This window comes from Pedobacter changchengzhani (assembly GCF_004354365.1).
Classification (GTDB): Bacteria; Bacteroidota; Bacteroidia; order Sphingobacteriales; family Sphingobacteriaceae; genus Pedobacter; species Pedobacter changchengzhani.
This window is the reverse complement of the sequence record NZ_SJCY01000005.1, coordinates 58,877-73,502: the sequence shown is the minus strand read 5'-3', so window position 1 is coordinate 73,502 and position 14,626 is coordinate 58,877. Positions and strand designations below refer to the sequence as shown.

Here is a 14,626-nt window from a genome sequence, read left to right as displayed (position 1 = left end):
GAATAGGTACAAATATATGCGAATAAAATTTTGATTTTTCATATATGTATAATTTAAGTACTTAAATACACCAATAAATCCCAAAAATGTATTTTATAACACTTTTATTACAAGGTAATATATTTTAATTTCATTAATTAGTACAATAATATACTATAATGTATTAGATTTGTATAAATAATATTAATTATGTATTACGATTTAACTAAAGAAGTAATTGATTTAATTAAAATTTACGATGCCGAAAAGCATAGTGGAACCACCGATGTATATTCTTTTACCCAATGGATGAATGAATATTTTAAGCAGAAAGGGCATCCTACTCTTCCAGAACCCGATTGGGGTGGAAAATCTGATGGAAGATCGCCAGATAGTGTAATTAATACTTCACTTGTACATTTATACAGGTATGCAAAACTGCACGCAAAAGATGCCATTTCGGGAACTGAGTTTTCTACGCCTGATGATTTTATCTATTTGATTAGTTTGGCATCTTTAGGCAGCATGACTAAAACTGCATTAATTAAGTTGAATATTCACGAAAAATCGGCTGGAATACAGATTGTAAATAGATTAATCCACAATGGTTGGGCAGAACAGGCAACAACAGACGCGGATAAAAGAAATAGAATAATAAGCATTACAGATAAAGGCAGACGCCTTTTAGAAGAAAGCATTCCAAATATAAGGCAAGCCTCTAACAACGTAACTGAACCACTTAATGAGACTGAAAAAATAGATTTGATTAGATTATTACTTAAACTGGAAGATTTTCACAAACTAAATTCAAGTGGTTTTGTATATAATTAAAGCAGAAAATGCTTAACTTATTCTCCATTAACAACCAAAATTAAAAAAACTATAAGAAGCTGATTTCTATCATTTTAAACTTCTATTATTTACAACATGAACAACCTATTTAACTTCCAGACATTATGAAAGAGATATTTGATAAGTTATCTACGCAATGTAGCGAAATGATTACAAAACGCTACAGCACAAGTTTTTCGTTGGGCATTTATTTTTTAAACCCAAAACTGCGCCAACCCATTTATTCCATATACGGGTTTGTAAGGGTGGCAGATGAAATTGTAGATAGCTTTCATAATTTTAACAAAGAACTTTTACTTTCTAGGTTTCGAAGAGATTGTTTTGAAGCCATAGAAGATGGAATTAGCCTTAATCCTGTTTTAAATGCTTTTCAGCATGTCGTAAATAAGTATCATATTGAAAGAGAACTTATAGAATTGTTTTTAGACAGTATGGAAATGGATTTAAAACAAGAAGAATACACGCCAGAAAAATACAATAAATATATTTTAGGTTCGGCGCAAGTAGTTGGATTGATGTGTTTGAGGGTTTTCACCGATGGAAATAAAAAACAATACGATGAGCTAAAGGATTCGGCCATGCAATTAGGATCGGCTTTCCAAAAGGTAAACTTTTTGAGAGATGTTAACGCAGATTTTTACAGTCTTAGTCGCACCTATTTCCCAAATGTAAACTTATCGAGTTTCTCTAACACTGAAAAGAGAATTATTGAAGAAGAAATCGAAGATGAATTTAGACAAGCACTAGTTGGCATAAGAAAGTTACCTCCATCAGCAAAAAATGGCGTTTATTTAGCTTATGTTTATTACAAAAAGTTATTCAACAAAATTAAGGGTAGTTCTGCCGAGAAAGTGATGGCAGAAAGGATTAGAATATCCAATCCGCGTAAATTTGCACTGATGTTTGATTCTATAATTAGGTATAAAACAAATACCATTTAAGTAAAATAAGTTAAAAGAAATAAAAATTCAATACTAACCAGCTTAAAAATCGGTAAAAACAATAAAAGTTAGCTTATGGTAGAGGAAGAGGTAATTATTGTAAATGAAAAAGATGAGCCAATAGGTACTATGCCTAAAATGAGTGCACATTTAGAAGGTAAACTTCATAGGGCATTTTCGGTTTTCATTTTTAACAGCAAAGGCGAATTGTTATTACAACAACGGGCTTTAGATAAATATCACTCGCCTGGAAAATGGACAAATAGCTGTTGCAGTCATCCCCGCCCAGGTGAATTAAACACCGAGGCTGCCAATAGAAGGTTGAAAGAAGAAATGGATTTAGTTGCCGATTTAAAACCAATTTTTAGTTTTTCATACTTTGCAAAGTTCGATAATGGATTAATTGAAAACGAGTACGACCATGTGTTTTTTGGCCTGTCGGATGATTTGCCAAATATTAATACGCAAGAAGTAGCTTCGTTTAAATACATCAATATGGAAGACTTAAAAAATGATTTAATTATACACGAGCATAATTATACGCCTTGGTTAAAAATCTGTTTTGATGAGGTAATGGTGAATTATAAAAAGCTTAATTTTTAGAAGTTTAATGTTATCGACTTTAATGTTGATTACATAGAACCAGTTTGTAGAAAAAAACTGTAACAGCCGTTATGCATATTCTTTCTGTTTTTCTTCCAACCTTGCTTTTTGTAAATCATACGCAGTCTGCATACCGTACCAATATTCTGCACTCGTCCCCAAAAATTTACTAATTTTTAGTGCAAGTTGTGCTGAAATATTCCTTTTTCCCGCAAAAAGCAAGCTTAAGTTATTCGGAAGAATTTCTAAAGCGAATGCCAAATCTTTTTTTAAAATTCCTCTTTCTTCGATTTCTTCCAATAAAAACTCTCCCGGATGAAAGGCTTCAATCTCAATTTCAACACCTTTAAAATTAAAAATTTGATTATTCATTTATAAATTGGTTAAACCGCTACACTGAATGCGAAGCGGGCGTTAATTTAACTGTAATGGTTGTTGATTTCTTCAATTTGCATTACCTCTAGGCGCTCTTCCTTTGCTATTATAAATATGATTCTATATGCCTTATTTATTCTAATAAAATATTTTCCCAAGTATCTTTTTTCTCTAAGTTTTTCAAAATGTAAAGATTTAATTTGTCTTAAATCGGTAGAACCATTGGCATACTTAATCTGAGCTATCCTCTTTCTGAACCCAATCTCAACTTCTTCTGGATACTTTTTTTTCCCCAGTATTTTTGTTCTCCGCAAGTAAAACTAGATACTCGTCAACAATCCTAATCTTCATAGCCTAAATAATTAGTATCTTTGTCTTATTCATAATTAGAGTTTAAAGGATGTATAATTAGTGTATCCCCAATGCGCTAAAAAAGTAAATAATAAAATTAACTTATCAAAATTTGATAAGTATCAAAATTTGATACTCTTGTACGTTCATATAAAAATATGAGAATTCGTTTTAAGTTTAAGCTCACAATTAGATTCAACTTCAGAAACTTGGTATAGATGAAAATGCCTCTAATTCTTTGCAATATTCCGCATCATTCCATTAAAAATAAAAGCGTGAAAAGGCAAAACTGCATACCAATATAACCTGCCAGATATTCCTAATGGTCTAAAAGTAGCCGTTTGCGTTAATACATTATCCTTGTCAACCTTAAATTCTAACCAAGCTTCTCCTGGTAATTTCATTTCTGCATACAGTAAAAGTCGGCCTTCATTTTTATCTGCCAAAATAACTCTCCAAAAATCGATCACGCTGCCTGTTTGTAACGAATTAGAATTGGTTCGGCCACGTTGTAAACCCACGCCGCCAACAAATTTATCAAGCAAGCCTCTTATAGACCATAACCAATCGGCATAATACCAACCTGTGTCGCCACCAATAGACCAAATATTATTTAAAACCCGTTCTGGATTCTCTACCTGCATTGATCTTTTATCTTTAAAACAACCTTCTTGTGGCACCTCAATTAATTTGGTAAAGTGATCGGGGTATGCACTCGTATTCATGGCATCGCGCCAGCTCGAAATAACCTGATTTTGTTCGATTTTTCCAAAAGCTAATTTAATTGCTTGTTCATAATCCATGGGCGTAATACCAAGTTTTTCCTGCAAATTATTTGGCTCGGCAATTACATCAATTTTCATACTTTCAACCAAATTACTAGCTAAGGTAAAAGATGTTGAGGTAACAAAATACAGCCAATATGACGATAATTTTGGAGTCATAACTGGTACAATCAAAATCCATCTTTTTAACCCACGAACTTTTGCAAAGCGCAACAACATTTCCTTATAACTAAGTACTTCGGGCCCGCCAATATCGAAAGCTTTATTGTAGGTGAATTCTTTTAAAAGCACGCCGTTTAAGAAGCTGAGTACATCCCTTATCCCAATGGGTTGGCATTTAGTGTTTAACCATTTTGGCGCAACCATAACGGGCAATTTTTCAACTATATCTCTAATAATTTCGAAACTGGCGCTTCCAGAGCCTACGATAATTCCGGCTCGCAGGGTTGTTAACGCATATTTATCAGATTTTAAGCGATTTTCTACATTGGAGCGCGATTGTAAATGCTTAGATAGATTTTCGCTGTTTACAATTCCACTTAAAAATATAACCTGCTTGGTGGTGGTTTGCTCTATAATATTTTTGAAGTTATCGGCAGTCGAAATTTCAGCTTCTAAAAAATCCTGTTCGGAAGATGACATAGAATGCATTAAATAATAGGCTACATCTATATCACTTGGGATAATTTTTAAGCTTTCTTTATTTAAAAAATCAACTTCTATAACTTCTAAATCAAAACCTGCATATTTAGTTTTATCGAAACGGGTTTTATCCCTTACACAACAAATGATTTGATGTTTTTGCTCGAGCAAAACAACCAATAAACGTTGTGCAATATACCCTGTTGATCCCGTTAGCAGTATTTTCATTATTTGTATCGTTTATAGCATCGATTATAACCAAATATAAGTTACTTGGTTTATAAGAAATAGAAGATTGAAACAAATTGTTTCGAAACATTGGCTTTATGAGTTTCAAAAAATAATTGAAAACTAGTTAAGCAGCTACAATTGCAAAGTTTGCTGGTAGCTTAAATAGAATGATCGGTAGGGATATTAACACCCGACCAAGCTTTTTTCGAAGTCCAATCGGCAGGTGCATCTACCCAAAAGGAATCAGTTTCTGGCAGGCCTAATGGTAGTAAACCTACGCTACATAAATATAAACTTCCTGTTGAAATATAATTTTCGGCCATATCTGGCTGATGGCCCGCGAAACCAATCTGCAACCAACCATTTTTATCAAATGTACCTGTTGGCTCTATCATATTCGAAATTACCAATGATAATGCACTTCTTACTTGGGCAGGTTTAATCATTTCAGGCAGTTGTTTCATTAACGCCACCATGCTTAAACATTGCATAGCACCGAAACGGTAAGTTAATGATCGGCCAATTGCAGGGAAAGTTCCTTCGGGCGAAATTAAACGTTCTTCTATTGCAGCATATCTTACAGCCCTACTTAAAATTAGCTTGTAAAACGCATCATTTTGTACCTTATGCTTCACCAATATTTCTACCACCTGCAAAAGCATGGGATGAATTACAAAACTATTGTAATAATCGAAATGAAAATTCTCGCCGTCGCCGTAAATTCCATCACCTTTATACCATTCTATATGCTTTTTTACGGCAAGATCGATTCTTATCAAATCGCCATCGGCGCCAACTTCTACTAAAAAAGCCTCAACCATTGCCATAAAAAGCAACCAATTGTTATATCCGGGCATAATCTTTTTGGCAGATTTCAGCGCTGTGATGATATTTTGCTTCACTTCGTTTGCCAAAGGATCCCATAATTGTTTGCGTCCTCTTAGTAAACCATGTGCTAAAAAAGCTGTGTCAACCAAAGCTTGGTCGTAACTGCCTCCTGTAAAAACCATAAAATCGGGCGATTTAGGATCGGTTGCAACTGAAAGGCATTTGTGTGTAAGTTTGATGTATTTAGCTCTTAACTTACCTTCTTCTGTATCATCTGCACCGAGGTTTAACCAAGGTGCAATACCTGCCATTAATCTGCCAAAGGCTTCTAAATGCGTTGTTTTAGCTCTATCTTCTTTATTATTAGGATTTAATTCAATGGGCATATTCTGCCTCAATGTGCCTTGGGATAAATTATTTAAAACAGGATCTGCAATTTTTACCATCGTGGCCACCCAATATGCTCTAGAATTATATTTCAAAGCAGATTGCATTTTATCATCGGCTCCGCCCGCCATTAAATGCTTTGGCAACAATAAACTCGTGGCCAATGTTACGGGCATAAACGATAAAAATTTCCTTCTAAACATATTATTTAATTTTCCATTCCAAAACCGCGGCTTTTTGCCCCGTTAGCTCTTTGGTAGTTTCGCCATCGCCCTGCTCTACGTTTTCTACAAATAAATTTAGTATTTTTTTGTCTTTCCACAACTCTGTATCGTAAGTTGGCTCCCATAAACCTACTGATGTGCAGGTCAAATTTTCAAATTTCCATTTTCCGCTATCAACATCCTTACTGTAAGCTACACTCACTTTATTGCCTCGCTCTTCATCTCTAAAAAACACATATACTTGTTTTTTATTATTCTTTTCAGTTACAATTAACAGCGGTCTTGAAATTGGAATCCGCTTTGTACCACCACCAGATAAACTAAAAGGCATTTTTCTTTGCGAAATTTGCTGTGTTTTCCACTCGTTGTCCTTTTTATAAATTAATCGATACTGTGGAATGCTATCATCTTTGTTTTTCCAATAACTTACCGTGTAGGGGCTATTATTTTCATCAACGGCAATTGCTGTAGAATTTATTAAATCAGATTTTTGAGGGATAATTAAAGCATATTCAGCAGTTGCTGCCGTAATTGGCAATTTATAGTTTTCTCCGGTACTTTTTTTCCACGTTACGCCTTCATCTTCCGATTTTGCATAGCACATATCGTGGTTGGTTGCTACATCGCCAGATTCTCTCCACACCCACGAAATTTGAATTGCGCCTTTATGGTCTATAACCATTTGCCAATACGGACTCCGAGCGCCTTCCCCATTGATCCACCCATCCTGAATTGTTGACCATTTTTTCGTTTTAAGATCGTAACTGTTTAACATTAAACTGCCGTTACCAGAGCCTCCATCTCTATACAAAAACAACAAATTTCCATTTGCTAAACGGTAAAATTCTGGGTAGGTAACGCTTTTTTCTTTAAACCCTGTCATGCTCATTTTCGGTGTAAGCTCCAACGATCCCGGACTTACACTTTTACAGTAATTAAATGGCCCACCGTGTAACCCCCACGACATGTGTAAATAGCCATCTCCATCAACCATAATGCTAATGGATTTGTGCGCATCAGTTGCATCGCCTTTATATGGCGTAACTTTGAGTTCCCAATTTTTATCATGGATGTTTCTTTTACCTAAAACCACATTCTTATTTTCATCGTAATAAGCAATGTATTGGGTTTCTTTAAAAGTTACTAGAGAATTTCTTCTAAAAATTACGGTGTTTACCGAGTTTTTTGCCCATGCATTGCCGGCAGGGATAATTTTAGCGCCATTAATGCCTTTTAATTGGGCATTTGCACTGGTTAAACCACATAAAATTAAGGCGATAGCCAATAAATTTTTCGATATTTTTAAATGCATTTCTTTATAAAAATTAATGGTTTTTAACTTATTGATGAATATAACGATAATTGAATCGGGCATTTGGCGCAGCATCACCTTTATCTAAAAAGTTGATTGCACCATTCTCTGCAGGCACATTATCTGCCCACTTAAAATCTAAAGTAAAATTATTTGAAGTAATGTTTAAGGCGCTTCTAGGGATTTTTATTTCCATTTTATTACCCGAAAAATTGAAGGATACGTTTTCTAAATCCCCCCATTTCCAACCACCCAAGCTTTTAGCCATTGTAGTTAAGCGATCATTAATCGGTTTTCCATTTACTAAATATTGATAGCCTTCCCAATTGGGCATATTCTTACCATCAACACTAATAAATAAATTCATCCAATTTTGAGTGCGATAACCCTTAATCGGCTGTGCCGTTTCTACATAAAATGAGATGTATTTCGCATCGGTAGCAACTTTAGCCAATACAATATCATTTCTACCCGTATTGTTTACATACTCCTCAATTCGGCCAAAACCTGGATGTTTACGATGAATGGTATCTCCCAAATCATCATAGAAAGTGGCTGTAACTTTATCCCAATCTTTAAAATCTCCATCGATAGTAATTTCATCAACCTGATTATAAATTGGAATTGCACTAGTTCCCTTAAATTTTCGGATGTTATCAACCAATTGATAATAATAGTTGTCTCCAAATCCACCCATCATCGGTTCGATATCTCTGCTGTATTCATCGCTGTATAAGTCAACAAAATAAGTATCTCCTTTTTTTATTGGCTTTCCTAAAAAAGTTTTAGCATTTCCGTTGTCAAAACGCATGGCAACCCACTCATTCCAACCGGTAACAAAAATAAATTCGGGGTCAACTTCTAAAGCACGTTTCCATTGTTCGGCAAAATGTAAGCCCAAGGCTGGCTGCTTAATTTCTGGCTCTTTACCATTATTAAAACTCCGCCCAATATTTGCTGTAGGATGCTCTGCAACGCTCACACTAATCTCTTCTGGCTTATCTTTATTTTCATGCCAACCGTAAGCTTGTGGCGTATGATCCAGCCAAGTCCACTTATCTTGCCCATCGCCAAACCATTTTTGCCCTTTACTCCAAGCCCAAGATTGGCGGATGTTAAAAAAACTTCTAATTTCTGGGGTTTGCTTATCGGGCGGTGCGAGTATTAAAGGCTTACCTTTCCAATAAAACCAAAGGTTTTTAAATAAGCCCTTGGCATAAATATTATTATACAACCGCTCTACGGTTTTTTGTGGATTACTGTTAACGATAAAAGCAATATTTGGTGTTGATAGTCCTTCATCCCTCATTTTATTGTAAATAGTTGCTATTTTTGTAACCTGTGGGAGGTAGATAAACGAATTTGTAACATCAATAATAATCACATCTACACCAGCATCGGATAGCATTTGAGCATGTTTTCTAATAATCCATTCATCATCTGGAAGATAATATCCAAAGTAAGGTTCGCCCCAATAATGAAAACTGTTGATTGGCCCATATTGAGGATTAGTTGGGTTTTCTTTCAACATTTTGCTAATATCGTACGGACTAATGCTATCCTGCCCCGATTTTTGAATTACGCCTTCATCTTTCCGTAAACCTTTTCCTGCAAAATCGTAACCGTGCGCGCCCTGCCAAACGAAATAAAATATGCCTACATATTTGTCTTTTTTAACTCCGTTGCCAGTTGGCGTTGTTCTGCCAAGTTGGTCGGTCGCTATCCATGTATCCGCAGCAGACGATGAAATAATATTTTTAGAGGTTTGTTGAGCGTATAATTTTACCGGTAAATGTATTGAACAAGCAAATAGCAAAAAAAATACGCTCAAAAATCTTTTCATTTTATCCTCTAATAATTTTTACGCCTTTTGGTGCATCAATTTTTGATTCTATTTTACCATTTGCAAGTTTGGTGTGTTTAATTTTGACTACACCATAAGGCGTTGGAAAAGTACCTTCAACAAATTTTAAATCGCCCAAGTGAGGCACAATTTTTAAAACTTTACAGCCTGGCTCCATCACTTCTACGCCTAAAACGTGTGCGGTAAGCCACGATGTTGGCCCAGATGCCCAACCGTGCGATAAGCTATGGCGAAGTTTTTTGTAACTGTACGCACCGTAGCTGGCGTGAATATCTATTTTACCTTCAGGAAGTAATTCATCAATTCTACCAGCATTTTTCATCCAGTTCAAATCAAAATCTTCCCAAAAAGTAGTAGCACCCATATCCAACATTCCGCCCCAATAATCCCTAATATTATTTATTGCACCCTGATAGTTACCCGCTTTTGCTTTTGCTTCGAGCATGTAATAGCCATAAAAAGTAGAAAAGTCTTTGGTATCGCCAACAGAAATAATTTCATCGGCTTGTTTTGCAGGCAATAAATTAGCCAAAGCCAATAAAGATGCCGCCTGTTTATTGCCAACAGCATCAGGTATGTGTTTTCTCATTTCGGCAACGGTTACTTCGCATTTCTCGGCAGTTTTTATTTCGCCCAGAACACGACATAATTGTGCACCATCGTTAAGTGTCATCACCATCATGGCTTGCAAGCCTGCGTGTACAGCTGGTTTATTCGCAAAAGTTGGCCAATCCATAAAGCGCATGCCATCTAAATCTTCGCTGCCATTTTTAACTTTGCTCATTAATAAGTTTAACAGCGGTACTAAATAATCCTTTTGCTGTTTTAGGTAAGTGAGGTTGCCTTGGTATTGATACAATTCTCGTTGAATACGCACCCACCACATCGAATACGAGCTAATTCCGTTCATCCAAGCGGGTAGAGGCGTTACATCTTTTATTAAGTTTAAGCTTTTTGGTACCACATCGTTATAGCCGAAAACATTATTAATGGTCATTACTTCAGGGTGCATATCGCCTACCCAAACCAAACGGTCTCTTTTTGGGCCATCCCAAAGGTATTGTTGCATATTTAATTGTACGGTGTAGGCACCGGTTAGCCAAATTTTATTTAGCCTTTCATCGCTACTTTTAAAAGACCCTAAATAAGGAATATCGCGAAAAATAAACATTGCCCGCACTTCTTTTAAAAGGAGTTCGGCATCGTCATCAACCAAATCGATTCGTACAAACCTATAACCTGTATTTCCAATTTCAAGCTCGCCCAACCAAGGCACATTTAGCGTAAAATCTCTTATCGCATGGTCGTTGGTAGCACCTTTTAAAGTATCAATTTCAGCCATTGCTTCACTTACCGATTCGCCAAAACGCACCCGTATTTTTACTGGTGCATTTTTTTTCATCATGCCAGTAACCAACTGTAAGCCACCGTGTATTTCTTTGCCAAAATCTAATAAAAAACTAGCTTTATGATCTTTATCGTTTTTTAAAACAACTAAATCTTTATTTACCAATTCTGCTTGTCCGTTACCTGCTTGCAAAAGTCTCTTCGCATTGTTTACATACTTTCCACTCTCATCTGATTGCCAAACGATACGCGTAGGCGTAAGGTAAACTTTAGCACGGTTATCTTTTTCGGTATGATAATCGCCCGCTTTAAAAACCGGAGGCAAAACAGCTTGAGCTGAAACAAATGCACTTTGCGTTAGCATTAAAGCAGAAACTATAATTAATTGCTTTTTTAATCTCATCATTTTAATATTTTATTGTTGTAACGGTAACAGGCCCCGTTAAACCTGCAGGCTGTAGCGGACTATCAGGACTGTATAATGGATAACTTGTCCATGTTTTTCTTTCAGCTTCTGGCAACTTACTATCACCGATTAATCTGTTTACCCATGTATTAACAACCGAAATTTCTACGGTATTCTTCCCTTTTTTAACTGCGTTTGTAATATCGACACGCCATGGCGCTGTCCAAACACCACCAACATCTACACCATTAACTTTTAGTTTCGCCATTACTTTAACATCAGTTAAATTAAGATAAACACGCTCATCGGTTTTTCTTTCACTCACATTAAATGTATTTTGATAAACAGCAGTTCCCGAATAATATTTAATGCTATCGTTGGCACTTTTAGTCCAGTCGATCAACTCATTAAAAATAACAGGATTTTTTGGACCTCTCATTTTCTGATCAAAAGTTACCGACCATGGCAAACTAATTGTTGCAATTGTTTTTGCTTCGGGAAAGTTTTCGCCCATACCAGATGTAGCAGAAATTGGTTTTCTGAAAACGATAAAAGCACTTTGAAGTGGCGCCAATTTTAATGGAATAGCCGTGCCTTTATTTGACATAGAAAACTGTGTTAAGTTTCTTGTGGTTCCAGTAACTGGATCCCAAATTTCTGGTTGTTTGCCTTCCACATTAAATGTAGGATTTAATGCTATTGTTTCTTCAGATTGGTTACTCACGAAATAAATATCGGCTTCTGCGCTTTTTCTATGGATGTATAAAACCGGATCATTTTTCTCCGTTTTAAAATCTGGCAGGACGTTCAATTTATCAAACACCTGTTGCATATCCATTCCAGACATAATATTGCCCTTGCCGTAAACTCTTGATTTTACATTTACACCATCAACATCACCCCATAAATTTTTAGCCATTTTTTTAATTTCTGCATCAGCTTGCGGATAATTTTCCAAACTCGGCGAACGGGAAGGTGCAGGGCCTAAAACTGTAGCACCTTGCGCCACTAATTCCGTTATTTTTTGCAAAAGTTCTGGGCGCATTGTTTCCAATTTCGGTAGTACTAAAACGCTGTAAGTCATTCCATCGGGCAATACTAATTTACCATTAACAACTTTAACTCTACCTTTAATTACCTCGCCATTTATATAATCGAACGAATAACCTTTCGGCAAAGCCGGATCAGTTACGCCAGTCATTTTTGGTGCATCTTCACCTATAAAATAAGCAGCATCGGCAATGTATTTGCCTTGTTGCAACATAAAATTACTGCGTTTTAAATACGTTGTAAATAAATTTAGATAATTAAAATACGTATTGTGACGATTAAATTCGTTACCAAAATTTGCATTAATTCCCGGCACTTTATCATCAGATGGTTGCTCTATATAAACATGTAGCAGCGTATTGTTTATCCCCTCGGTAAAAAAGCGATCGCCACGCTGTTTCATCATATATGGATAGCGGATGTAAGGTTTGCCACCTGCGGTAAAAGATTCTGCAGAAACCTTATTTTTTCCGTAGATATGCGCTGCAGACGAAGCCGCTCTATTTTCGATATTCCCCAACTCACCTTCACTCCAAAACTCGCCAGCAATTTCGTCTGATTGTCCTCCATATTGTAAAAACTCACCCGGAAAACCCCAATGGCCATAATTTTCTAACCAAGTATGCAAACCGTATTTATGGCTAATATCTCTCAAGCCTCCAACATAATCATAAGCCACCCTATCCGCGATAAACCTTCTCAAATCCCAGAGAAAACGATCGGACATTTCTTGGCTACCTACAACTTCACCGCGTATAACAGGAAGATATGGCAAAGCATCATAACCATAATTTGCTTTAAACTTAGCTAGCATTCCATCTGTCCAATTTTGCCCACCGGTTTCGTAACTATCCTCAACAGTAACCTTCCAAGTTTTGCGGTCTTCTGCCGGAATACGTCGCATAATTTCACCTAAAAATGCATCAAAATGACTTGCAACGTGTTCTTTACTCATTTTATCTACCTCTAAACCCACACCTTCAGGCGATGCAGGTCCGTTTTCTACCTTGGTTGGCAACATGCCCGAACGCAAAACAATCCAATCGCCTTTTGGCGCATCCCAATTTAAAGTACCATCGGCATTCATTTTGTCGGAAATATCAACCATTGTAGTTGGATCGATAATCAAATCTTTTTCATCTACCACTGCTTGAGGTTTCCATTGATATTCGTTCCAATAAGGAAGTGGCGTTTGAAACATTTTAGCCAAAGTTTTTTCGGTAAAACTTTCTACACGTGGGGTTGCACTTAATACTATTTCTGCTATACCGAAATTTGCGGTTGCTTTTGTAAAAACCAATCTAAAATTTGTACCAGATGTAGCTGGAAAAGAAATTGCAACTGGCCCATAAGGATCGAAACCGACATTTAAATTTGCCCTGCTCCTATCAATTTTAAAAGACTTAATGGTTCTATAGCCATCTTTTTCTTTCACCTGTAATTCGGCATTTGCCATACCCTCTTTATGCGCCGGATAAATAACTAAACTTCTAGCTGTATAATCTTTCTGCGTAATAAAATCAAGATCCAATTGCTTAGTAGCAGGAATAGCAATTTCGGTATTTTGGTCGCCATCAATTAATTTATTAAGATCATTAATCGCTACGCTTGATACTAACTTAGGCTTTAAACTGTTGATATCCTGTGCATAATTTTTAGGCGCTTTAAAAGCAGTAACGCGTACATCTTGAAAATCGCCATTTGGCTTGTTCAAATTTATAGTTACTTTTTTACCGCCTTTAACCAGCGTTTCTGACGAAGCAAGGTAGCGCATAGACTGCGAAGGTTTTATCCATGGCCCACCAGATTGGCTCCAACCCGGACTGTTGAAAATACCAATCTCGATATTTAATTCGGTAGCAGTTTTTAAAGCCGTGTGTAAAATATCCCACCATTCTGCCGAAAACAGTTTAACTTTTCCATAAGGTGTACTTGGATAGCCAATGTTGCCAATAAAAGCCCTGTTTATGCCCTGACTTTTCATTGCATGTAAATCTTTTACGACGCCTTCTTTCGAAATATTATCAGACATCCAATACCAGTAAACACTTGTTTGTATAGAATCTGGCACGTTTACAAAACCCCGTTCTAACGGAGAAAGTTGTGCAATGTTTTCTAATTTAACGGGCGTAATTTTTTTGCTACATGAAATTAAACCACATATTAACACAGGTATTATAAGAAATGGAGTGATTTTGCGGATGGATTTGACTATCATAATTAGAAAATATTGAATGATATATTGTTAAAGTAGTACGTTGAGCGCTTTTACCTAAATGATTAAATTATTTATTTGTAGTATAAAAAACTAACCTATTTTTACGGCATTTGCCAAAATAACGGCTTTTAGGTTGTTTTAGAGACTGTTTAAGCATCATGTTGCGCAATTGATAAATGGTTAGTGTTTTTATTGAATGAGAAAAATTTAGCATGAACAATTTCTCATTTC

At 36.0% G+C, this 14,626-nt stretch carries 10 protein-coding genes; 3 read left to right on the top strand and 7 right to left on the bottom strand.

Features of this window, described 5'->3' with window-relative positions; translation table 11 throughout:
- Positions 1-189: 189 nt before the first annotated feature.
- The 3 genes from EZJ43_RS09310 to idi all read left to right on the top strand — a co-directional run bounded on the left by EZJ43_RS09310 (position 190) and on the right by idi (position 2,375).
- Positions 190-810, top strand: a complete 621-nt coding sequence (locus EZJ43_RS09310; protein ID WP_133262437.1) for a MarR family winged helix-turn-helix transcriptional regulator — start codon at positions 190-192, stop codon at positions 808-810.
- 125 nt (positions 811-935) lie between these two features.
- A complete protein-coding gene (locus EZJ43_RS09305) occupies positions 936-1,772 on the top strand; it encodes a phytoene/squalene synthase family protein (protein WP_133262436.1) in 837 nt (278 codons plus the stop codon).
- A 75-nt stretch (positions 1,773-1,847) separates the two neighbouring features.
- The gene (gene idi / locus EZJ43_RS09300; RefSeq protein WP_133262435.1) at positions 1,848-2,375 is read left to right on the top strand and encodes an isopentenyl-diphosphate Delta-isomerase; all 528 of its coding nucleotides are present in this window, start codon (positions 1,848-1,850) and stop codon (positions 2,373-2,375) included.
- Positions 2,376-2,444: 69 nt separating this feature from the next.
- Here the strand turns inward: idi and EZJ43_RS09295 are convergent, their stop codons facing one another.
- The 7 genes from EZJ43_RS09295 to EZJ43_RS09260 form a co-directional block, all read right to left on the bottom strand.
- Positions 2,445-2,747 carry a HigA family addiction module antitoxin gene (locus EZJ43_RS09295; protein ID WP_133262434.1) on the bottom strand — a complete coding sequence of 101 codons (303 nt, stop codon included), beginning with the start codon at positions 2,745-2,747 and terminating at the stop codon, positions 2,445-2,447.
- A gap of 584 nt (positions 2,748-3,331) precedes the next feature.
- Positions 3,332-4,756: an SDR family oxidoreductase gene (locus EZJ43_RS09285; protein WP_133262432.1), complete on the bottom strand. Its 1,425-nt coding sequence runs from the start codon at positions 4,754-4,756 to the stop codon at positions 3,332-3,334.
- A gap of 161 nt (positions 4,757-4,917) precedes the next feature.
- Complete coding sequence (locus tag EZJ43_RS09280; protein ID WP_133262431.1) at positions 4,918-6,177, bottom strand: DUF2264 domain-containing protein; 1,260 nt, start codon at positions 6,175-6,177, stop codon at positions 4,918-4,920.
- A gap of 1 nt (position 6,178) precedes the next feature.
- On the bottom strand, positions 6,179-7,510 hold the full coding sequence (locus tag EZJ43_RS09275) for a BNR repeat-containing protein (protein WP_133262430.1): 1,332 nt from the start codon (positions 7,508-7,510) through the stop codon (positions 6,179-6,181).
- Between the two features lie 28 nt (positions 7,511-7,538).
- Positions 7,539-9,353, bottom strand: a complete 1,815-nt coding sequence (locus tag EZJ43_RS09270; RefSeq protein WP_165953122.1) for a glycoside hydrolase family 71/99 protein — start codon at positions 9,351-9,353, stop codon at positions 7,539-7,541.
- Position 9,354: 1 nt separating this feature from the next.
- Complete coding sequence (locus EZJ43_RS09265) at positions 9,355-11,127, bottom strand: alpha-L-rhamnosidase-related protein (protein WP_243718075.1); 1,773 nt, start codon at positions 11,125-11,127, stop codon at positions 9,355-9,357.
- 1 nt (position 11,128) lies between these two features.
- Positions 11,129-14,395, bottom strand: a complete 3,267-nt coding sequence (locus EZJ43_RS09260; RefSeq protein ID WP_133262428.1) for a glycosyl hydrolase — start codon at positions 14,393-14,395, stop codon at positions 11,129-11,131.
- Positions 14,396-14,626 lie beyond the last annotated feature (231 nt).

Coding starts and splice junctions, on each gene's coding strand:
- EZJ43_RS09310 (WP_133262437.1), top strand. CDS start 190: ATGTATTACGATTTAACTAAAGAAGTAATTGATTTAATTAAAATTTAC.
- EZJ43_RS09305 (WP_133262436.1), top strand. CDS start 936: ATGAAAGAGATATTTGATAAGTTATCTACGCAATGTAGCGAAATGATT.
- idi (WP_133262435.1), top strand. CDS start 1,848: ATGGTAGAGGAAGAGGTAATTATTGTAAATGAAAAAGATGAGCCAATA.
- EZJ43_RS09295 (WP_133262434.1), bottom strand. CDS start 2,747: ATGAATAATCAAATTTTTAATTTTAAAGGTGTTGAAATTGAGATTGAA.
- EZJ43_RS09285 (WP_133262432.1), bottom strand. CDS start 4,756: ATGAAAATACTGCTAACGGGATCAACAGGGTATATTGCACAACGTTTA.
- EZJ43_RS09280 (WP_133262431.1), bottom strand. CDS start 6,177: ATGTTTAGAAGGAAATTTTTATCGTTTATGCCCGTAACATTGGCCACG.
- EZJ43_RS09275 (WP_133262430.1), bottom strand. CDS start 7,510: ATGCATTTAAAAATATCGAAAAATTTATTGGCTATCGCCTTAATTTTA.
- EZJ43_RS09270 (WP_165953122.1), bottom strand. CDS start 9,353: ATGAAAAGATTTTTGAGCGTATTTTTTTTGCTATTTGCTTGTTCAATA.
- EZJ43_RS09265 (WP_243718075.1), bottom strand. CDS start 11,127: ATGATGAGATTAAAAAAGCAATTAATTATAGTTTCTGCTTTAATGCTA.
- EZJ43_RS09260 (WP_133262428.1), bottom strand. CDS start 14,395: ATGATAGTCAAATCCATCCGCAAAATCACTCCATTTCTTATAATACCT.